We start from the raw sequence: 20,076 nt of genomic DNA, 5'->3' as shown, positions 1-20,076 counted from the left end.
AAAGATCAATGGATATCGGACTTCTGATCGACGGCGATGAACGGGCGGCCACCGGCAAGGCTTCCTATGATCGGCTCGACCCCTTAACGGGCAAGCTTGCGACGCGCGCGGCGGCAGCCAGCATCGCCGATGCCGATGCGGCCGTCGACGCCGCCGCCGCTGCCTTTCCCGCCTGGTCGCGGACCGGCCCGGGCGAGCGCCGTTTGCTGCTCCTGAAGGCGGCCGAGGTGATGGCCTCGAAGGTCGGCGCGTTCACGAAGCTGATGATGGAAGAGACCGGCGCCACCGGTCCGTGGGCCGGCTTCAACGTCATGCTGGCGGCCAACATGCTGCGCGAGGCGGCGGCTATGACGACACAGATTTCGGGCGAGATCATTCCCTCCGACAAGCCGGGCACGCTCGCCATGGCGATCCGCCAGCCCGCCGGCGTCTGCCTCGGCATCGCGCCCTGGAATGCGCCGGTCATTCTGGGCACCCGCGCCGTGGCGATGCCGATCGCCTGCGGCAACACGGTGGTGCTGAAGGCCTCCGAAATGTGCCCCGGCACGCACCGGCTGATCGGCCAGGTGCTGGTCGAGGCCGGGCTGCCCAAGGGCGTCATCAACGTCGTCACCAACGATCCCAAGGATGCCGCCGGGATTGTCGAAAGGCTGGTCGCGCATGCCTCGGTCAAGCGCGTCAACTTCACCGGCTCGACCAAGGTCGGCCGGATCATCGCGGAACTTGCAGGACGGCACCTGAAGCCGGCCCTGCTCGAACTCGGCGGCAAGGCGCCGCTGCTTGTGCTCGAAGACGCCGACATCGACGCCGCGGTCAATGCGGCAACCTTCGGCGCCTTCATGCATCAGGGTCAGATCTGCATGTCGACCGAGCGGCTGATCGTCGACGAAAAGATCGCCGATGCGTTCGTGACGAAGCTCGCCGCTCGTGCCTCGCAGCTGCCGGCGGGCGATCCGCGCGGCCATGTCGTGCTGGGCTCGCTGATCAGCAGCCAGGCCGCCGACAAGATGGAGGAGCTCGTTGCCGACGCAGTCGCCAAGGGCGCCAGCCTTGTCGCCGGCGGCAAACGCCGGGGTACCGTGGTGGAGGCGACGCTGCTCGACCATGTGACGCCGGCGATGCGTGTCTATGCGGAAGAATCCTTCGGCCCGGTCAAGCCGGTGATCCGCGTGAAGGGGGAAGACGAGGCCGTCAGGATCGCCAACGACACCGAATACGGCTTGTCGTCAGCCGTCTTCAGCCGCGACATCAAAAGGGCCATGGCGGTCGCCGCCCGCATCCAGGCGGGCATCTGCCACATCAACGGACCGACTGTCGGAGATGAGGCGCAGATGCCGTTCGGCGGCGTCAAGGGATCGGGCTATGGCCGCTTCGGCGGCAAGGCCTCGATCGCCGAATTCACCGATCTGCGCTGGGTGACGATCGAAGACCCGGGCCAGCACTATCCGTTCTGAACCGATCCTGCGTTGAGCGCCTCCCTGGCGCTCAGACCACCAGCGATGGCATGAAGCGGACGCTCGCGGATCGCGTCTCGCCGGGCGCCAGGACCATACATCCCGTGTCGGCGCTCCCGTTGCCCATCCGGTTGAAAGCGTCGGTGATGTTGCTGACCGGCTCGGCGCAAAAGAACGCCTCGCCCGGCGGCATGTAGAGGACGAGATAATCGAGCGGCGCTTCCGCCTCGATGTCCAGTTGCCGCCCGTATTCGGCCCAGGTGATCCGGGCGCGACGCGTCCATCCGGTGAAGACGGTGTCGAAATCCACTTCCGACACGTCGAAGCCGATGGACGGATCCGCCCCCTTGGGCGGCTGAACATGCCGGACGGGCAGAACCTCCGCGTCGGTCTCCCACATGCCCGATACCTTGGCCTGGACATGCGTCCACGGTGTCGCCGGAAGATGGGGATGGAGGCCGAAGCCGACCGGCATCGCCGTGTCCGACAGGTTGCGCACCGCGATGGTGATGCAAAGCCTGCCGTCGGCCAGAGAGATCTCTTGCTCGGCCTCATAGGCCCATGGCCAGGAATCGCCGGCGTGGCGATAGCCAAGGACGACCATGGCGGCTTCGTGCCGCTTCACCGCCCACGGGTGACGCCAGCCATGGCCATGCTCATGATGTGGATCGCCAGGGCCTGTCGGCAGTTGGACGGAACGTCCCGCGAATTCGAAGCGGCCATCCCTTATGCGGTTCGAATAGGGAACGAGCGGAAAGCAAGCCATGGCACCGGCATCGCGGCGGCCGATCGCCGCCGGATCGGCCGGCCGCAGCCAATCCACGGCAACGCCATTCGGCCACCAGCGATACGACGCAAGCGCCCCGCCAGCGGCCGGAGCGATCTCTACCGTCGCGGTGCCGTCACTGATCGACACCAGCTCCGTGTGCCGCGCGACGGCCACAGCGGAATTCTTTGTCATTGGCATTCCCCAATCCCTTGACTCCAGTCGCCATGGCTATAAGACATATCATATGAATAGTATGAAGAATACCAAAACGTTCAGCACCGCACGCACGTCGAGGGTCGCGGTGGCGGTCTCCAGCGGGTCCACCGCGCTGCACGCCACCGTCGTCGAACAGATCGGCTTGCGCATCGTGCAGGGCGACTTCCTGCCCGGCGAAGCCCTGCCCAATGCCGATGATTCCAGCGAGATGTTGGGCGTCAGCCGCACCGTGTTGCGCGAGGCGATCAAGGTCCTGGCCGGCAAGGGACTGGTCGAATCGCGGCCAAGGACTGGAACGCGGGTGCGCCCACGCTCCGACTGGAACTTCCTCGACCCCGACGTCCTGTCATGGCGTTACGCCGGCGGTGTCAGCGCCGACGATGTGCGCGCGCTGTTTGAACTGCGCCGCGCCATCGAGCCGATGTCGGCCGCGCTTGCCGCACAACGCGCCACGCCAGAGCAGATCGCCGAGATCAACGCTGCGCTGACGGAGATGGAAGCGGTTGTCGACGATGGCGACCGCTTCGCCAAGCCCGACCTCGTGTTCCACCAGACCATCCTGCGCATGACCGGCAACGAGCTGATCGGTTCGCTGGCGGCGCTGGTCGAGACCGCACTGGTCATGAGCTTCCGCCTCTCCAACGACAACCCGGAAGGGCAGCGCCACTCCTTGCCGCTGCATCGGCAGGTGGCCGAAAAGATCGCCGCCGGCGACGCCATCGGTGCGCAAAAAGCGCTGCTGGTGCTGATCGACAATGCCGAGGACGACGTGCGCCGCAGCGTCGAGAACCGCAACAGACGCCGCAACGATCGGGGCCAGCAATCGTGACCGAGACCAAACGCAAACTGCGGTCCGAAGCCTGGTTCGGCGGCGAAGGCAAGAATGCCTTCATGCATCGCAGCTGGATGAAGAACCAGGGCATACCGGCGGATGCTTTCGATGGCCGGCCGGTGATCGGCATCTGCAACACCTGGTCGGAACTGACCCCTTGCAACGCGCATCTGCGCGCGCTCGCCGATCACGTCAAGCGCGGCGTCTATGAAGCCGGCGGCCTGCCGCTGGAGTTTCCGGTGATGTCGCTGGGCGAAAGCAACATGCGCCCCACCGCCATGCTGTTCCGCAACCTCGCCAGCATGGACGTCGAGGAATCGATCCGGGGCAATCCGATCGATGGCGTCATCCTGCTGGTCGGCTGCGACAAGACCACGCCGGCGCTGCTGATGGGGGCTGCCTCGTGCAACCTGCCGACCATCGCCGTGTCCGGCGGACCGATGCTCAACGGCAAGTTCCGCGGACAGGATATCGGTTCCGGCACGCATGTCTGGAAATTCGCCGAGGAGGTCAAGGCAGGCCGCATGCCGGTCGCCGACTTCCTTGCCGCCGAGCAGGGCCAGAGCCGGTCGGCGGGCAGTTGCATGACGATGGGCACGGCCTCGACCATGGCCAGCATGGTGGAAGCGCTCGGCATCGGCATGCCGGACAATGCCGCTATTCCGGCGGTGGATTCGCGCCGCGGCGTGCTCGCCCAGTTGGCGGGACGGCAGATCGTCGACCTGGTCCACCGGGACGTGACGATTGCGCAGATCCTCACCCGGCAAGCCTTCGAGAACGCCATTCGCGTCAATGGCGCCATCGGCGGCTCGACCAATGCGGTGCTGCATCTGATCGCCATCGCCAACCGGGTCGGCGTCGATCTCAGCCTCGATGACTGGGACCGCCTTGGCCGCGACGTTCCTACCATCGTCGATCTGATGCCGTCGGGCCGGTTCCTGATGGAAGATTTCTACTATGCCGGGGGGCTAGCTGCGGTCATGGCGTCGCTTGATGAAGTTGGGCTTCTTCATCGCGACGTCATGACCGTCAGCGCCCAGACGATCGGTGAACTGATCGACGGAGCACCCAACTACAACCGCGAAGTCATCCGGCCGTTGAGCGAGCCGCTGACCAAGGAGGGCGGCATTTCGATCCTGCGCGGCAATCTGGCGCCCAACGGCGCGGTGATCAAGCCGTCGGCGGCGACGCCGGAGCTGATGCAGCATCGCGGCAAAGCCGTCGTCTTCGAGAACATCGAGCATTACCACGCCCGCATCGACGATCCGGAACTGGATATCGATGCCTCCTCTGTGATGGTGCTGAAGAATTGCGGGCCGCGCGGCTACCCGGGAATGGCCGAGGTCGGCAACATGCCCCTACCGGCCAAACTCCTCAGGCAAGGCGTCTCCGACATGGTGCGCATTTCCGACGCGCGCATGAGCGGCACCGCCTACGGCACGGTGGTGCTGCATGTGGCGCCGGAGGCCGCGGCCGGCGGCACACTCGCGCTGGTGCGCGACGGCGATCTCATCGAGCTCGACGTCGCCGGTCGCCGGCTGGAGCTTTTGGTGTCGGATGAGGAACTGGCGATCCGCCGCCGCGACTGGAAGCCTCCGGCGCCGCCTCAGGGCGGCTACCAGAGCCTCTATGTCGAGCGCGTGCTGCAGGCCGACAAGGGATGCGACTTCGACTTTCTCGTCGGCCGGCGCGACGCCGGCATTCCCCGGCATTCTCACTAGGGAGAGGCGTGATGACGGACCAGATCGGCGACTACGCGACCTACCCCAGCCTCAAGGGCCGCAGCGTCTTCATAACCGGCGGGGGCAGCGGCATCGGCGAAAGCCTGGTGCGCCATTTCTGCGCGCAGGGCAGCCGCGTCGCCTTCGTCGATCTGGCCGAAGAGCCTTCGCGCCGCCTGGTCGAGGCGATCGCGGCCGAGGGACATCCCGCCCCACTGTTCATTGCCTGCGACCTGCGCAATGTCGAGGAGTTGCAGGCGGCAACCGTCGAGGCAATGCTGCGGAACGGCCCGATCGAGGTGCTGTGCAACAATGCCGGCAATGACGACCGCCATCAGACCAAAGACGTCACGCCGGCCTATTGGGACGACCGCATGGCGGTCAATCTGCGCCATCAGTTCTTCGCCGCGCAAGCGGTGCGTCCGCAGATGGGTTCGCTGGGCGGCGGCTCGATCATCAATTTCGGTTCCATCACCTGGATGGTCGGCGATCCCGATTGCCCGGCCTATGTCACCGCGAAGGCCGCCGTCTACGGCATGACGCGGGCGCTGGCGCGCGAGCTCGGCCCCGAGCGTATCCGTGTCAACTGCATGGTGCCGGGCTGGGTTATGACCGAGCGCCAGATGCGGCTGTGGCTGAACCCGGCCGGCGAGCGCCAGATCAAGGAGAGGCAGTGCCTGCCCGACCGGCTGCAGCCCTCTGACATCGCGCGCATGGCACTGTTCCTCGCCGCCGATGACAGCCGCATGTGCACGAGCCAGCAGTTCATTGTCGACGCGGGCTGGGTGTGACCCGCACCGCACCAAGGGAAGAAGGTTAGTTTCATGCGTCTTGTTCAGTACACGATGACCGATGGCAGCCGGCGGGTGGGCCGTGTCTCCGACGATGGCAATCACCTGCATCCACTCGAGAACACCGGCAGTGTGCTCGAGCTTGCCGAGGCGGCAATCGCCGAGCGCGTTTCCATCGCGGCGCTGGTCGAAAAGCGAACAGGCACTGCCACGGTCGACTATGATGCGCTGTTGCGCGATGGCCGCGTGCTCGCTCCTGTCGACCATCCCGAACCGGCCCGCTTCCTGGTCACCGGCACCGGCCTGACCCATACCGGAAGCGCGGCCGCGCGCAACCAGATGCACTTGCTGACACATGGCGAGGACGCCGAGGAATCGGATTCGCTGAAGATCTTCAAGATGGGGCTGGAGGGCGGCAAGCCCGGCGCCGGCAAGATCGGCATCCAGCCCGAATGGTTCTTCAAAGGCGTCGGCACCTGCGTCGTGCCGCCTGGCGCGCCGCTGCCGATGCCGGCATTCGCGAAGGCCGGGGCAGAGGAAGCCGAGATCGTCGGGCTTTATCTCAACGGTCCGGACGGCCATCCCTATCGCATCGGCTACGCGCTCGGAAACGAGTATTCCGACCACGTGACCGAGGGCGAGAACTACCTCTATCTCGCCCATTCCAAGCTGCGCTCCTGTTCGATCGGACCCGAATTGCTGATCGGAGATCTGCCGAACGAAGTGCGCGGCCATTCCCGCATCCTGCGCGACGGCGCCGTCGTCTGGGAGCAGGAATTTCTCTCGGGCGAAGCGCACATGTCGCATTCGATCGCCAATCTCGAACACTTCCACTTCCGCTACCCGATGCACCGCAGGGCGGGCGACCTGCATGCCTATTTCTTCGGCGCGGCGGTGATGAGCTACGCCTCCGGCGTCCAGACGGCTGCCGGCGACGAATATGAAATCCAGGCACGGGCATTCGGCAAGCCGCTGCGCAACCGGATGGTGTCGGTGCCGGACGAGGGACTGGTCACCGTCACCCAGCTGTGACGGCGATAGCCCCGGAAATCACGGTCCACCAGAACGACAATGGGAGATTAAAAATGGGACTGAAGAAAGCATTCCTGAAATTAGCGACGATCGGGCTCGGCATCGGCCTGATGACATCGGCGGCGCTGGCGGCGAACCTTCGCGTGCTGGCCTGGGACGGCTACGCCGACCCGGACTGGGTGAAGGACTTCACGGCGGCCACGGGCATCGGCGTCGATGTCGTCTTCATCGGCAGCGATGACGAGATCTGGGCAAAGATCAAGGGCAGCGAAGGCCAGGATTTCGATGTCTTCGCCGTCAATACCGCCCAGCTGCAGCGCTATATCAAGGCCGATCTGGTGTCGCCGATCGACATCACCAAGCTGCCGAACCAGAAAGAGGTGCTGCCGCGCTTCCGCGACCTGTCGCAGGTCAGCGGCGACACCAAGGACGGCAAGGTCTACGGCATTCCGTTCTGCTTCGATTCCATCGGGTTGATCTACGACACCGACAAGGTCAAGCCGGCGCCGACATCGATGTCGGTGCTGTGGGACCCGGCCTACAAGGGCAAGATCCTGGCCTACGACAATGGCGAGCACAATTTCTCGTTCACCGCACTGACGCTCGGCTACAAGGATCCGTTCAATCTCGACGCGGAGCAGATGGCGGCGGTCAAGGCCAAGCTGGTCGATCTCAAGCGCAATGTGCTGAGCTTCTACACCACCGCCGACGAGGCGCAGCAGATCTACCAGAACAATGACGTCGCACTGATCTGGGCCAATTACGGCCAGCAGCAGGTCAAGGCGCTGCAGAAGATCGGCGCTCATGTCGCCTATATCAACCCGAGCGAGGGCGCGCTGGCCTGGCTCGACAACTGGGTGATCTCCAAGGGCGTGCGCGACAATGCGGCGGCCGAGAAATGGATCGACTTCATGCTGACGAAGAAGGTCAGCGGCGAACTTTCCGAGCGCACCGGCTTCGGCAACACCGTGGTCGAGTCCGGCAGCGCCGGCAGCAACGACAAGCTGGTCTGGCTCAACAATGTCGAGGACCCGACCAAGCGCTCCGACCTGTGGAACGAGATCAAGGCGACGCCCTGATCAACGGTTGCTGATTTCGAAGGACCCGGCGGTCCGGACATTCCGGACCGCCGAAGCGTATGCGAGAATAGTCCATGAACCAGAATACAGACCTGCTGACGCTGCGGTCCGTCTCGAAATCCTATGGCACGGTTCCCGTGCTGCACGACATCGACCTGTCGATCCGGGACGGCGAGTTCCTCACCGTGCTTGGGCCATCGGGCTCCGGCAAGACCACGGTGCTGCGGCTGATCGGCGGGCTGGAGCCGCTGACGTCAGGCGAGATCCGGCTGGACGGCCAGGAGATCAGCCGCATGCCGATCAACAAGCGGCCGTTCAACACCGTATTCCAGGACTATGCGCTGTTCCCGCATATGACCGTTTCCGGCAATGTCGGCTATGGGCTTTCGGTGCGCCATATCAGGCGCAAGGAGATTGCAAGCCGTGTCGCACAAGCCCTGGAGCTGGTCCAGCTCGGCCGTTTCGCCGACCGCTTCCCGGCGCAGCTTTCGGGTGGCCAACGCCAGCGCGTCGCGCTCGCCCGGGCGCTGATCTGCCAGCCGCGCCTGATCCTGCTCGATGAACCGCTCGCGGCCCTCGACCTGGAGCTGCGCCGGCAGATGCAGGAATTCCTGAAATCCATCCAGCGCGAGATCAAGACCACCTTCCTGTTCGTCACCCACGATCAGGAAGAAGCGATCGGCATGGCCGACCGGATCTGCGTCATGCAAGCCGGGCATATCCGCCAGCTCGGCACGCCGCACGATCTTTACTACAAGCCGAATTGCGAGTTCGTGGCGCGCTTCTTCGGTGAGAACAATCTGGTCGCCGGAAAGCTCGGACCCGTGCAAGGTGAGCAGCGGCCGATCGAGACGGCACTTGGACGCCTTGTCTGCTCGATCAGCGGCCAGCCTCATCTGAAGACCGCGCCAGACGGTGCGAGTGCCTTTGCGGCATTCCGGCCCGAGGCCTTGCATCTTGCGGACGCCAAGGACAGCAGCAATCGCTTTTCCGGTACCATCGCCGACCTGGCCTTTGCCGGCTCGTCGACCGTCGCCACGATCACAGCGGGAACGGTCGATCCGGCGCAGCGCCTGCGGCTGCGCATGCCGAGCCGGATCGACGGCAGCGCGCTGAAACCCGGCGCCGCGGTTTCGCTCTGCTTTGCACCGCATGAAGGCCATCTGGTGCTGGCATGAGCGGTACCAGCTCGACACTTCCCGGCGAGAGGCGCTTGTCGCTGCTGGTGACGGTGCTTGCCTTCAGCCTGCCTATCATCTTCGTGCTGGTGCCGCTGGCGATCTTCCTGGTCTACAGTTTCTTCAGCGTCGACCAGGGCACGATCGTCCATGTACCAACGCTCGGCAACTATATCAGGTTCTTCACCGATCCGATCTTCCTGCCGGTGTTCTGGAACACCATCGTGCTATGTGTGTCGGTGGCCGCCATCTGCATCCTGCTTGCCTATCCCGCCGCCTATTTCCTGACGACGCTGAAGGGGCGGTGGCGCTATGCCTTGCTGATGCTGCTGCTGGTGCCGCTGCTGATGAGCTACGTCATCAAGATCTACGCGATACGCAGCATCCTCGGCCTCAACGGCTTTCTCAACAAGGCGCTGGTGGCACTCGGTATCCTCGATCATCCGTCGACGCTGTTCGTGTTCAACATGAACGCCATCCTGCTGACGCTGAGCCTGCTTTTGATCCCCTTTGCCATCCTGCCGATCTTCCTGTCTCTGGAGCGCATCCCCCAGACTTTGCTGCGCGCCTCGGACGATCTGGGCGCGAGCGGCTTGCAGACATTCCTGCGCATCACCTTGCCGCTCAGCCTGCCCGGCGTCGCCTCGGCGGCGAGCTTCGTCTTCGTGCTGGCGATCGGTGACTTCCTGACGCCGCAGATGGTCGGCGGGGTCAGCGGCTTCACCTTCGGGCGCATCCTCTACAGCCAGTTCGGCACGGCCTATAACTGGCCGTTCGGCGCGGCGCTGTCGGTGGCGCTGGCGATCGTGGTGATCGCCGCCATTCTCGTCGGCGAACGGTTCGGACGCAGCCGGGGAACCACGGTATGAGCACCCTGCCCCGGCCCTCCACGATCTTGCTGGCCGCGATCACCACGCTGGTCGCCGTGCTGCTCTACAGCCCGCTGTTCGTGCCGATCGTATCGTCGTTCTTCACGGTCTCGCATGGCGATGTCGACTGGTCGTCGCCGACGCTTTCGACTTACCGGGCGCTCGCCGGCAACACCGATATCCTGGCCGCACTGCGCACAACGCTGATCGTCGGCGTGTGCACGGTGGTGCTGTCGGTGGTCAGCGGAACGCTGCTGGCGCTCTACTATCACGGCCGCCGCGCCGGACGCTCCTTCCTCCAGTTCATCATCTTCCTGCCGTTCCTGATGCCACCGATCATCAGCGGCCTGGCGCTGCTGATCTTCTTTCGCGAAATCGGCCTCGAGCGTTCGCTGCTGACCGTCGTCATAGGCCATACGGTGTTCGTGCTGGCGATCGTCTACCGCACCGTGCTGATGCGCCTGCAGTCAATGAGCCGCACGCTGGTAGAGGCGTCCTACGATCTCGGCGCCACCGGCTGGCAGACGTTCTGGCGCATCATCCTGCCGAACCTGTCGAGCGCGATGGTCGGCGGCGCCATCCTGGCCTTCGCGCTGTCGTTCGACGAGACGATGATCACCATCCTGGTCACCGGCACGCAGAGCACCTTGCCGGTCAGGTTGTGGGCGATGATGCGGCTCGGCTTTTCGCCCGACATCAACGCGCTGGTGGCGCTGATCCTGATGTTCACCGTGCTGCTGTGCGTGCTCGCGGCCCGTTTTCTCATCCCCAGGCAGATGGCGACGGAACGGAATTGAATTCAGGCCGCAGCGATCATCCGGCGGAAGCAGCCGGGCCGAGGTCGAAGACCCGCCCCGGATTGAGGATGTTCTTCGGGTCGAGCGCGGATTTCAGCCGACGCATCGTGGCGATCTCGGCGTCGCTGCGCACCAGATGCAACCATTGCTTCTTGTCGAGGCCGATGCCGTGCTCGGCCGACACGCCGCCGCCGGCCGCCGCCACGCCGCGATAGATGATGCCATAGGCCGCCTGCGGGTTCGCCGTCAGGACCTGATAATGCAGATTGCCGTCGCCGAGATGACCGAAGACATAGATGTCGGCGCCGCCATCGACGGCATGGATGGCGGCATCCGCTTCCTGCAGGAACGCGCCCATGCGCGCCAGCGGGATGCTGATGTCGACGCCGATCAGGCCTTTCATCGCAAACAGGACGCGATTTGCGTCCTCGCGTACATCCCACAGCGCCCGGAATTCACGCGGCGATTGCGAGACGACCACATCGTCGACGATGCCGTCCTCGACCGCCTGCATCAGAACCTCGGCGAAGCGCTCGCTGTCGCGCTCAGGCTCGCTTCCCTGGATTTCGGCCAGCACATAGACGGGCGAACCGGCAGGCAGCGGAGCGGACATCGCCATGGAGGCCACCATGACATCATAGAGCGGCGCGAAATTGACCTCATAGGCTGACAGCAACGGCCCAAGCCTGTGTCGCAGCAGACCAAGCAGGGCAATCGCCGCATCGAGCGAAGGCAGCGCGCAAAAGGCGTTGACTTCGGATGCGGGCTTGGGATGCAGCCTGAGCGCGGCGCGGGTGACGACGCCAAGCGTCCCCTCCGCGCCGATGAAGAGCTGGCTCAAATCGTAGCCGGAATTGTCCTTGGGCAGGCCTTTCAGCGAGCTCAACACGCTGCCGTCCGCCAGCACCGCCTCCAGCCCCAGCACCTGCGCCCGGTACATGCCGTAGCGCAGCACGCGGATGCCGCCGGCATTGGTGGCGATGTTGCCGCCGACCGTGGCCGAGCCCCGCGCGCCGATATCGACACCGAACATCAGCCCCGCTCCGTCGGCCGCCTCCTGCACCGCCTGCAACGTCGCGCCGGCTTCGGCAATGATGGTAGCGGCCTGAGTATCCGGAGCGCCAAGCCCGTTCATACGCTCCAGCGACAGCACGATCTCGCCGGGCTGGACGCGCCCGCCGCCGGCGAGGCCGGTGCGGCCGCCCTGGACGACGACCCGCTGGCCGAGCGCGTTGCAGCCGGCGAGCGCCGCCGCGACACCAATGGTATCGCGCGGGCGCAACACCAGTTCGGGAAGCACGCCGAACCTGCCGTCGGGATCGTCGCGGTAGCGTTGATCGACGTCGGAGCCGGCCAGCACGCCGCCCGTGCCGAGCCTGTCGCCAAGAGCAGAGAGAAGCTGTTGTGTTTCAGGCGACATTGAGCATCCCTGTCTGTGTCAGCCGGCGCGAAGATTTTCCGACAGAATAGCGGCCGCCGCTGCGATGTCCTGCTCCAAGGATACACGAACGGCTTGACCGTTGCGCTGCTCCAGAGCGGCGACGATCCCGCGATGGGCGTCATTGGACTGCGGAATGTAGCCGTCGGCCTGCATCAGCAGCTTCAGATAGGGTCCGACACGGCCCCAGAGATCCCTGATCATGTTGAGCAGGATCGGCGCGCCGGCATGCCGGTAGATGGCGAAGTGGAAAGCCTCGTTCAGGGAGAGATAGCTCCTGGCGTCCCGCGCCTCGATGGCATGCTGCATGCCGGCAAGCGCGGCCCGTATTTCCGCCAGCCCGCTTTCGCCCATCCGGGTGGCGGCCATCTCTCCGGCCAATCCCTCGACGGCGATACGGATGCGCGTCAGTTCCTCGAAGGCGGGTTCGGACAGCAGGGGCACGATGATGGAGCGGTTGTTCTGCATTTCCAGAAGCCGCTCTGCGACAAGCCTTTGCAGCGCCTCGCGGATCGGCGTGGTCGAAATGCCGAAGGTTTCGGCAAGCTTGCGGATGACCAGCGACTGACCGGGGCTGAAGGCGCCAGAAATCAATTCCTGCTTGAGCGCGCCATAGGCGCGATCATTGAGGGTTTGATGTTCGAGCTTCAGCATGCGCGGCCGCTCAGCGCGCGATCGAGCGTCTCGGCCAGTTGCTCGGCATTGTCCCGGGCGAATGGCAGCGGCGGCCGGATCTTCAGCACATTGCCGCGCGGACCGCAGGACGAGATCAGCACGCCGTCCTCGCGCATGGCCTCCACCACCGCAGAGGTCCTAGCAGCGGCGGTGGCCTCGTCTTGCGCCGTCAGCTCGACGCCGAAATAGAGACCGTTCTGCCTGACGTCGGCGACCATGCCGTGGCGGCCTTTCAAGGCGTCCAGCAGTTCTGCGGTGTAAGCGCCGACCGTGCGCGCATTCTCGATCAGCCCCTCGCCCTCGATCACCTCGAGCACGGCGATGCCGACGGCGGCTGCGACCGGATTGCCGCCGAAGGTGTTGAAGTAGCCGGTGTTCGAACCGAACGAACTGACAAGCCGTGGCCGCACGATGACCGCGCCCATCGGATGTCCGTCGCCGATCGGCTTGCCCATGGTGACGATATCAGGCTCGAGGCCATAATTGGCGAAGCCCCACATGCCTTGGCCAAGCCGGCCAAAGCCGGACTGGACCTCATCGGCGATGAGGATGCCACCCGCTTTCCTGACATGATCCGCGGCCTCGCGCATGACGGCGGCCTCGGGAAAGAAGATACCGTCGCTGGAAAAGGCCGAATCGACAAGCAGAGCCGCCGGGCGGATGTCTTGCGCGCGCATATCGTCGATGGCGGCGGCGACATTTCTGGCGAAGTCCTTCGCGGCACGGCCATGGTCACGAAACGTGTCCGGCGCCGCCACGGTGAGGTGTTGCGCGGGGACGCCCTTGGCGCCGACCGCCGCCGGCGACAGTTGCGCCGTCGCGATCGTGGCGCCGTGATAGGCAAAATCGGTGATGATCACGCCGCTATTGCCGGTCGCATGCTGGGCAATGCGGATGGCGAGATCGTTGGCCTCGCTGCCGGTGCAGGTGAACATAGCATGGCCGAGATGGGACGGCAGCGTGCCGAGCAGCTTTTCCGCGTAGTCGAGGATGATTTCGCTCAAATAGCGCGTGTGCGTGTTGAGCGTGGCGGCCTGCCCCGACAGCGCTTCGACCACGCGTGGATGGCAGTGCCCGACCGAGGCGACATTGTTGTAGGCGTCCAGGAATTTGCGCCCCTGCGCATCGTAGAGCCAGACGCCGCTGCCGCGCACCAGATGGATCGGGTTGCGGTAGAAGGCGCGATAAGTCGGCCCAAGCAGCCTGGCGCGGCGTTCGAGCAGCGCGCGCTCCTGTGCCGAAACGTCTGCGTCGGCGGAAGCATTCGCGGATGAGGTATTGGCTGATGGAGACGGGGACACGGGCATTTACTCCGGATTGGAATGGTCGAGAAAATAGCGGCGGGCATCGCTGTGCGACAGTGCGTCCAGCCGCTCCATGGAATTCCAGACTTCGGTGCTGAGGCGAAGCACGTAGTCGCGCTTGGCGGGAAAGCGCTCGGCCTGCCAGTTGGCGATGTTGACGATGAGGGCAAGGCGGGCGCGAATGAGGTGGACGAGGATTTCGATCTCCTCGATCTCGAGCGGCTGCACCGACTGGTAGCCGGCGACGAAGCGCGCGGCCGGCGCCAGCGGATGACCTTCAGCCGGCCAGCGATAGACGGCGCCGATGGCGAGATCGCAGATCAGCGGCGAATGGATCATGTCGCCGAAATCGAGGATGCCGCTCACCACTTCCGGCCGTGCGGCGTCCATCACCACATTGTAGGAGTTCATGTCGTTGTGAACGATCTGGGCGCGCAGGCCGGGAATAACCGGCGCCGCATGCTTCTCGAAAGCGTCGATGGCGCGCTCGACCATGGCGCGACGAGCGGCGTCAGCAATATGCGTCGCCATCGGCCGCGTCTTGGCGACCTTGCGGATGTCCCACAAAAGGTCGCTGCCGGCCGCCGGATGGAAGAAGCCGCGCAGCGCCCGGCCAAGGCGTGCGAGGAAGATGCCGAGGTTGCGGTCCTGCGCCGGTGACGTGGGCGAGCGCGCAAGCAACTGGCCGGGCAGATAGGTCACGAGGCGGACGATGCGCGGCGCCGATCCGCCGATGCCGACCGTGAACTGCGCTTCGCCTTGAAGGCTTTTGTGCAGCGAGGGAACCGGCAAGGTCGGGTCGACCGCAAGAATATGGTCGAGCGCCTTGTTCTGGAAATCTGTGAAGCCGGCCTCTTCCGCCGGATGCGAGATCTTCAGGACGAACTCGCCCGCGCCCGCGGTTTCGATGTGGAAATTGTGGTCGCGTTCACCCGGCAAGGGACGCGCGCTGCCGGTCAGCCCGTAATGCCCAAGCAATATGGCCAGCGCTTCGGCGCACGAAACGGCCGGCGCGTCTTCGGCCAGCGTCTCGCCAAAAGCGTCCGCTACGGCCGCACTCACGGCCTGGCCCCGGCATCTATGGGTTCGAGACCGCACCAGTCGGCGATGAACAGGGCGATGGTCTGGGTGACCTTGCGCACCGAATCGAGGTCGACGGCCTCGTCATAGCCATGCGGCATGCGGCAGATCGGGCCGTAGACGATCGCCGGCGTGTCGGCATAGAGGCCGAAGAAGCGCGCATCGGTCGTCGCCGAGGTAACGTGTTCCTTCAGCGGTTCGCCCCACACCGAGGTGTGGCTGCGCCGCAGCACGGCCTCCATCTCTTCGGCGCCTTCCAGCACATAACCCTCGGCCATGAAGCCATTATAGGTCATCCTGGGCGGGCGATTGGCGAGGAACGGATCGGCGCGGGCCGCATCGGCGATGCAGGCTTCCAGCTCGGCCCTGGCATCCTCCAGCTTCTGGCCGGGATAGGTCGCGACACGCATCTCGAAGACGCAGCGCGCCGGAACGCTCGACGTCCATTCGCCGCCCTCGATCTTGCCGAGGTTGAAGCGGATCGGATGCGGGTGGTCGCAGAAATGCTTGTCGTCGACCTTGCGCGCATTCCAGACGATTTCGAGCTGCTTCAGCGCCTGGATGATGAGGAAGGCCTTTTCGATGGCGTTGGCGCCGGCTGAAAAGGCACCCGACGCATGCTGCGGATCGCCATCGACTTCGACCCGGAACCAGATCGGACCGACCTGCGCCCGCATCAGGCGCGGCTCCAGCGGCTCGGGAATGAAAGCGGCGTCGGCGCGGTAGCCGCGCTGCAGGCAGGCGAGCGCGCCATTGCCGGTGCACTCCTCCTCGACCACCGATTGCAGGAATACGTTGGCGGCCGGCTGGTAGCCGAGGCTCCGCAAGGCGGTCAGCGCGTAAAGGCAAGCCGACAGGCCGGCCTTCATGTCGCCGGCGCCACGGCCATGCATCCAGCCATCCTCGATCGCCGGATCGTAGGGATCGCGCACCCAGCGATCGAGCGGCCCCGTCGGCACGACATCGATATGACCGTTGAGGATCAGCGAGCGGCCGGTGGCATTTCTCGGCTTGTGGGTGGCGACGACGTTGAAGGCATCGTCGTAGGAAACCGCCACCGGCGAAAATCCGGGCAGGTCGCGGATCGCGTCGACATCGACACGCCACATATCGACCGCATAGCCATCAGCTTCATAGGCCGCGGCCATGAAGGATTGCGCTTCGTGTTCCTCGCCGCGTTGGGAAGGAAAGCGCACGAGATCGGCCAGGAAGGCGAGCTGACGGTCGAAGCCGTCGTCGACCGCCCGCAAAATGGCTTCGTCGGCAATTCGCTCGGGCATGATATTCCGCTTTCCTGTGAATGGTGTATCATATCTCATATGCCATTCTCCGAAAAGGCAAGAAGACAGGCGAGCCAAAATTATGGCCCACCCCTGGAGCCTCTTGGCAGGCGGTCGCGGAATTGGCATCAGCTTCCTGGCATGCCGGCAAGGCCGCGCGGCGGAGATCGAGGACAGATGCAAGTCACCGAAGGCGGATTGCCCGATGAAATCACCGATCTGGCATCGGGTTACCGTCGCATCCCGGCCGGCAAGATCGTCAATGCGGTAACGTGGATGGAGACGCGCGCGCCGATGCCGGGCCTTGCGCGGCCATTGACGATGACCCGCGTCGCCCGGCCAGACAGCGCCGCCTACCGCGCCACCTTTCTCGAGATCGGGGCTCCCTGGCTGTGGGATCGCGCAGCCGAGATGTCGGACGCCGATATCGCGGCGCATTTCGCCGATCCTCGCCATCATCTCTATTATGGCCATGACGACGGCGGCCGCCATGTCGGCATGGTCGAATTCACGGTCGCCGACAGCAACGAGATCGAGATCACCTATTTCGGCCTGTTCCCTTCTCTCACCGGCCGGGGCCTTGGCAAGCGGCTGATGGCCGGGGCGCTCGATCAGGCATGGCGCCTCGCGCCGGGGCGTATCTGGCTGCACACAAGCAGCATCGATCATCCCAGCGTCATCGGCTTCTACAGGGCTTGCGGGTTCGAGCCCTTCGCAGCGGGTTTCGAAGTCACCGACGATCCGCGCGTCAAGGGAACCCTGCCGCGCGATGCGGCGCCGCAGATCCCGCTGATCGAAACGGAATGGGCGCCCGGCATAAGATGAGACCGTCCTCGCGATCCGTCGGCCAGGCATCGCCTCACCATCGCCGGTGGGTACGGCGCGAAAGCATCCTTTCAAAGCTGAACCAGCATGTCGAGACGCGCATCGTGCTGTTCGCCGCGCCCGCCGGCTTCGGCAAGTCGACGACGATGGCGCAATGGATGGCGGAAGCGGCCCGCGGCGGCCGGCTGACCGCGTGGTTCTCCTGCGAGGCGACCGACAATGACGAAGGCGCCTTCCTGTCGCATCTCGTGGCGGCGCTACGCCATCTCGTCCAGAACCCGGCGGAACTCGATCTTGCCTTCCAGTCGAGCCCAATCCCGCAGCTCGACGTCGTGGCGAGCGCCCTTGTGGCGGGTCTGGCGGCGCGCGACGCCGACATCACGCTGTTCTTCGACGATTATCACGTCATCGAAGCGCCTTCGGTGAAGCGCTTCATGGAACGGCTGACGCGGCAGGCGCCGGCCAATGTCGCCTTCGTCATCGGCTCGCGCAGCCTGCCCGACCTGCAGCTCGGCAAGCTCAGGGTGCTCGGCGATGTCTTCGAGATCGGCCCGGACGACCTGCGCTTCGCCTCGTCGGAGGCGGAAGCCTTCTTCAACGACAAGCTCGGCCTGTCGGTCTCCAGCGGCACGGTGGAGACCCTGTGCTCACGGACGGAAGGCTGGGCCGCCGGCCTGCAGCTCGCCTCCCTGTCGCTCAGCGCCGCGCATGCGCCAGAAGCCGTGATCGGCAATTTTACCGGCGCCAACCGCAACGTCGCCGACTTCCTGATGGGGGAGGTGTTCCTGGGGCTGCCGCCGGCGCTGGCGAAGTTCCTGCTCTACTCCTCGATCTTCGAGCGCTTCAGCGCCGAGGCCTGCCGGGCGGTGATGCGCGCGGCGGACGCCGAGGCCGACATCACCGAGATCGAGACCCGCAACCTTTTCCTGGTGCCGCTCGACGAGGAACGGCGCTGGTTCCGCTACCATCATCTGTTCCATGACTTCCTGAGCCGCGAGATGGAGCGGCGCGAACCGGAGATGATCGCCCCGCTGCACCTGGCGGCTTCGGAGTGGTTCGGTGAGCGCAAGATGCTGACCGAGGCGATCGGGCATGCGCTGGCCGCCGGCGACCAGGCCCGCGCGGCGGTGTTCGTCGAGAACAACGCGCTCGAACTCATCGCTCAGTGCCAGCTTCTCTATGTGCGCCAGTTGCTGGCGCTGCTGCCGAGGAAACTGATCGACCAGCGCATCCGGCTGCAGCTCGTCGTGCTGTGGCTGGCTGTGCACTCGAGCCAGCCCGAAATCGCGCAGCAGACGCTCGCCAATGCGCGCAAGCTGGTGGAGAACGGGCCAGCTGACGGCAAGGATCCGGGCACGCTGACCAGCACCACGATCGAGACCGAACTCGAGGTCCTTGCCGCGGCCGTGCACAGCACGCTTGAACAGTTCGCTGAGGCACGCGACACCGCGCTTGCCGCCCTGCGCATCATCGCGCCCGACGCCTGGTTCATGGAGGGGGCGACCGCCAACGTCGTCGGCTACAATCTCTATGCGCTTGGCGACCTCCACGGCGCGCGCGCCGCGATCGAGGCCGCGCGCAAGGCGCATGAGCGCAGCGGCAGTCTGCTCGGCGTCACCATCGCCAATTGCTACATGGCCGTCATCGAGCGCTCGGCCGGCCGCCTGCCTGCCGCCGAGCGTCTGCTGCGCGACGCGATCATCGAGGCCAGAACCCGGATCGGCGCCAACTCCTACGCAGAGGCGCTCGCCGGAACGCTGCTTGCCGAACTCGCCTATGAAACCAATTCCTCTGGCGAAGCGCTTGCGTTGGTCGAGACGCTGGGCCCGCTGATCGAGGGCGCGGCGGTCATCGTCTATCCCCTTGCCAGCGTGCCGACCTATGCCCGCGTGCTGCAACTGACCGGTCGCGGCCAGGTCGCGCTGGATATGCTGGAGCGCGTCTACCAGCGCGTGCGCGGCTCGGTCTACCGCCGCCTCGCTTCGGTGCTGGTGCATGATCGCATCCGGCTGTTGATCGACCAGAGCCGCACCGCCGAGGCCCGCGCACTGCTCGATGAGCATCGCCGCGAAAGCGCTGAAACCCTCCCTAGCGTCGCCAACGAATTCGAGTTCTTCGCCGAAGGCCGGCTGCTGACGGCGGAAAAATCCCACGCGGCCGCGGCGGCGATCTTCGATGCGTTGCTGGAGCGGACCAGAAGCAGCGGACGCATGCGCCGCCACATACTGGCGCTGATCTTGCGCGCCAAGAGCGCTGGCCATGACCCGCGCGAGGCCGACCGGCATCTCCTCGAAGCACTGCGCCTTGCCCAACCCTCAGGCTTCATCCGCTCCTTCGTCGACGAGGGCAGGCCTGTCGTCGAGGGATTGATGCGCCTGCGCGCGGCGCTGGCAAAGGCCGATCCGGCATTGTCGGCCTATGCCACGCGCATTATCGACGCCGCGCAGACGATGCCCGTCGCGACGCGCAAACCGGCCATGCCGACAGCCGAGAAAGAGGAACTCACAAAGCGCGAATCGGAAATGCTGCGCTGCCTGTCGGAGGGCATGTCCAACCGCGATATCGCGCTCGCACTGTCGGTCAGCGAGACGACGGTGAAATGGCATCTGAAGAACATTTTCGGCAAGCTCTCGGTCTCGAACCGCGTGCAGGCCGTGCGCGCCGCACCGGCCGCCTTGAACCTGCGCACCCCTCCGAAAGGAGGGGCATAGACATCCGCCCAAACCCCTCTTTAGG

General features: G+C 65.1%; 17 protein-coding genes. 11 read left to right on the top strand and 6 right to left on the bottom strand.

All coding sequences use genetic code 11. From position 1 onward, the window contains the following. Positions 1 to 8: 8 nt before the first annotated feature. On the top strand, positions 9 to 1,454 hold the full coding sequence (locus FJ967_RS05535) for an aldehyde dehydrogenase (protein WP_140730684.1): 1,446 nt from the start codon (positions 9 to 11) through the stop codon (positions 1,452 to 1,454). Positions 1,455 to 1,485: 31 nt separating this feature from the next. On the opposite strand, the gene FJ967_RS05530 is transcribed toward FJ967_RS05535, so the two are convergent. Further along, positions 1,486 to 2,415, bottom strand: a complete 930-nt coding sequence (locus FJ967_RS05530) for an aldose 1-epimerase (RefSeq protein ID WP_140730683.1) — start codon at positions 2,413 to 2,415, stop codon at positions 1,486 to 1,488. 61 nt (positions 2,416 to 2,476) lie between these two features. Between FJ967_RS05530 and FJ967_RS05525 the strand changes: the two genes are divergently transcribed. From FJ967_RS05525 to FJ967_RS05490, 8 genes are all read left to right on the top strand, one after another. Next, positions 2,477 to 3,268 (top strand): FadR/GntR family transcriptional regulator, encoded by a 792-nt coding sequence (locus tag FJ967_RS05525; protein ID WP_181175676.1) that lies wholly within the window; start codon positions 2,477 to 2,479, stop codon positions 3,266 to 3,268. After that, positions 3,265 to 4,992 carry an IlvD/Edd family dehydratase gene (locus FJ967_RS05520; protein WP_140730682.1) on the top strand — a complete coding sequence of 576 codons (1,728 nt, stop codon included), beginning with the start codon at positions 3,265 to 3,267 and terminating at the stop codon, positions 4,990 to 4,992. The genes FJ967_RS05525 and FJ967_RS05520 overlap by 4 nt, the downstream gene beginning before the upstream one ends. A gap of 11 nt (positions 4,993 to 5,003) precedes the next feature. Continuing rightward, on the top strand, positions 5,004 to 5,783 hold the full coding sequence (locus tag FJ967_RS05515; RefSeq protein WP_140730681.1) for an SDR family oxidoreductase: 780 nt from the start codon (positions 5,004 to 5,006) through the stop codon (positions 5,781 to 5,783). 33 nt (positions 5,784 to 5,816) lie between these two features. Next, a complete protein-coding gene (gene araD1, locus FJ967_RS05510; RefSeq protein WP_140730680.1) occupies positions 5,817 to 6,815 on the top strand; it encodes an AraD1 family protein in 999 nt (332 codons plus the stop codon). Positions 6,816 to 6,868: 53 nt separating this feature from the next. Then, positions 6,869 to 7,894 carry an ABC transporter substrate-binding protein gene (locus tag FJ967_RS05505; protein ID WP_140730679.1) on the top strand — a complete coding sequence of 342 codons (1,026 nt, stop codon included), beginning with the start codon at positions 6,869 to 6,871 and terminating at the stop codon, positions 7,892 to 7,894. Between the two features lie 74 nt (positions 7,895 to 7,968). Beyond that, the gene (locus tag FJ967_RS05500) at positions 7,969 to 9,072 is read left to right on the top strand and encodes an ABC transporter ATP-binding protein (protein WP_140730678.1); all 1,104 of its coding nucleotides are present in this window, start codon (positions 7,969 to 7,971) and stop codon (positions 9,070 to 9,072) included. After that, positions 9,069 to 9,941 (top strand): ABC transporter permease, encoded by an 873-nt coding sequence (locus FJ967_RS05495; RefSeq protein ID WP_140730677.1) that lies wholly within the window; start codon positions 9,069 to 9,071, stop codon positions 9,939 to 9,941. The genes FJ967_RS05500 and FJ967_RS05495 overlap by 4 nt, the downstream gene beginning before the upstream one ends. Then, positions 9,938 to 10,738, top strand: coding sequence for an ABC transporter permease (locus FJ967_RS05490; RefSeq protein ID WP_140730676.1), 801 nt, complete (start codon positions 9,938 to 9,940; stop codon positions 10,736 to 10,738). The genes FJ967_RS05495 and FJ967_RS05490 overlap by 4 nt, the downstream gene beginning before the upstream one ends. A 16-nt stretch (positions 10,739 to 10,754) precedes the next feature. On the opposite strand, the gene FJ967_RS05485 is transcribed toward FJ967_RS05490, so the two are convergent. The 5 genes from FJ967_RS05485 to FJ967_RS05465 all read right to left on the bottom strand — a co-directional run bounded on the left by FJ967_RS05485 (position 10,755) and on the right by FJ967_RS05465 (position 16,515). Continuing rightward, the gene (locus tag FJ967_RS05485) at positions 10,755 to 12,158 is read right to left on the bottom strand and encodes an FAD-binding oxidoreductase (RefSeq protein ID WP_140730675.1); all 1,404 of its coding nucleotides are present in this window, start codon (positions 12,156 to 12,158) and stop codon (positions 10,755 to 10,757) included. 18 nt (positions 12,159 to 12,176) lie between these two features. Beyond that, complete coding sequence (locus FJ967_RS05480) at positions 12,177 to 12,830, bottom strand: GntR family transcriptional regulator (RefSeq protein WP_140730674.1); 654 nt, start codon at positions 12,828 to 12,830, stop codon at positions 12,177 to 12,179. Further along, positions 12,824 to 14,074, bottom strand: coding sequence for an aspartate aminotransferase family protein (locus tag FJ967_RS05475; RefSeq protein ID WP_246675189.1), 1,251 nt, complete (start codon positions 14,072 to 14,074; stop codon positions 12,824 to 12,826). The genes FJ967_RS05480 and FJ967_RS05475 overlap by 7 nt, the downstream gene beginning before the upstream one ends. A gap of 84 nt (positions 14,075 to 14,158) precedes the next feature. Further along, on the bottom strand, positions 14,159 to 15,217 hold the full coding sequence (locus tag FJ967_RS05470; protein WP_140730672.1) for a phosphotransferase: 1,059 nt from the start codon (positions 15,215 to 15,217) through the stop codon (positions 14,159 to 14,161). Then, a complete protein-coding gene (locus FJ967_RS05465) occupies positions 15,214 to 16,515 on the bottom strand; it encodes an ArgE/DapE family deacylase (protein WP_181175675.1) in 1,302 nt (433 codons plus the stop codon). Before FJ967_RS05465 ends, FJ967_RS05470 begins: the two co-directional genes overlap by 4 nt. Positions 16,516 to 16,692: 177 nt before the next feature. Between FJ967_RS05465 and FJ967_RS05460 the strand changes: the two genes are divergently transcribed. After that, positions 16,693 to 17,340: a GNAT family N-acetyltransferase gene (locus tag FJ967_RS05460; protein ID WP_140730671.1), complete on the top strand. Its 648-nt coding sequence runs from the start codon at positions 16,693 to 16,695 to the stop codon at positions 17,338 to 17,340. Then, complete coding sequence (locus tag FJ967_RS05455) at positions 17,337 to 20,051, top strand: LuxR C-terminal-related transcriptional regulator (RefSeq protein ID WP_140730670.1); 2,715 nt, start codon at positions 17,337 to 17,339, stop codon at positions 20,049 to 20,051. The genes FJ967_RS05460 and FJ967_RS05455 overlap by 4 nt, the downstream gene beginning before the upstream one ends. The last annotated feature ends 25 nt before the right edge of the window (positions 20,052 to 20,076 follow it).

The sequence above is a fragment of the Mesorhizobium sp. B2-3-4 genome (assembly GCF_006442315.1).
Taxonomy (GTDB): Bacteria; Pseudomonadota; Alphaproteobacteria; order Rhizobiales; family Rhizobiaceae; genus Mesorhizobium.
This window is presented reverse-complemented; position numbering and strand designations above follow the sequence as displayed.

Excerpts from the sequence above, each read along its gene's own strand:
- FJ967_RS05530 (WP_140730683.1), bottom strand. The coding sequence starts at position 2,415 with ATGACAAAGAATTCCGCTGTGGCCGTCGCGCGGCACACGGAGCTGGTG.
- FJ967_RS05460 (WP_140730671.1), top strand. The coding sequence starts at position 16,693 with ATGCAAGTCACCGAAGGCGGATTGCCCGATGAAATCACCGATCTGGCA.
- FJ967_RS05505 (WP_140730679.1), top strand. The coding sequence starts at position 6,869 with ATGGGACTGAAGAAAGCATTCCTGAAATTAGCGACGATCGGGCTCGGC.
- FJ967_RS05535 (WP_140730684.1), top strand. The coding sequence starts at position 9 with ATGGATATCGGACTTCTGATCGACGGCGATGAACGGGCGGCCACCGGC.
- FJ967_RS05515 (WP_140730681.1), top strand. The coding sequence starts at position 5,004 with ATGACGGACCAGATCGGCGACTACGCGACCTACCCCAGCCTCAAGGGC.
- FJ967_RS05500 (WP_140730678.1), top strand. The coding sequence starts at position 7,969 with ATGAACCAGAATACAGACCTGCTGACGCTGCGGTCCGTCTCGAAATCC.
- FJ967_RS05485 (WP_140730675.1), bottom strand. The coding sequence starts at position 12,158 with ATGTCGCCTGAAACACAACAGCTTCTCTCTGCTCTTGGCGACAGGCTC.
- FJ967_RS05490 (WP_140730676.1), top strand. The coding sequence starts at position 9,938 with ATGAGCACCCTGCCCCGGCCCTCCACGATCTTGCTGGCCGCGATCACC.
- FJ967_RS05455 (WP_140730670.1), top strand. The coding sequence starts at position 17,337 with ATGAGACCGTCCTCGCGATCCGTCGGCCAGGCATCGCCTCACCATCGC.
- araD1 (WP_140730680.1), top strand. The coding sequence starts at position 5,817 with ATGCGTCTTGTTCAGTACACGATGACCGATGGCAGCCGGCGGGTGGGC.
- FJ967_RS05465 (WP_181175675.1), bottom strand. The coding sequence starts at position 16,515 with ATGCCCGAGCGAATTGCCGACGAAGCCATTTTGCGGGCGGTCGACGAC.
- FJ967_RS05495 (WP_140730677.1), top strand. The coding sequence starts at position 9,069 with ATGAGCGGTACCAGCTCGACACTTCCCGGCGAGAGGCGCTTGTCGCTG.
- FJ967_RS05525 (WP_181175676.1), top strand. The coding sequence starts at position 2,477 with ATGAAGAATACCAAAACGTTCAGCACCGCACGCACGTCGAGGGTCGCG.
- FJ967_RS05480 (WP_140730674.1), bottom strand. The coding sequence starts at position 12,830 with ATGCTGAAGCTCGAACATCAAACCCTCAATGATCGCGCCTATGGCGCG.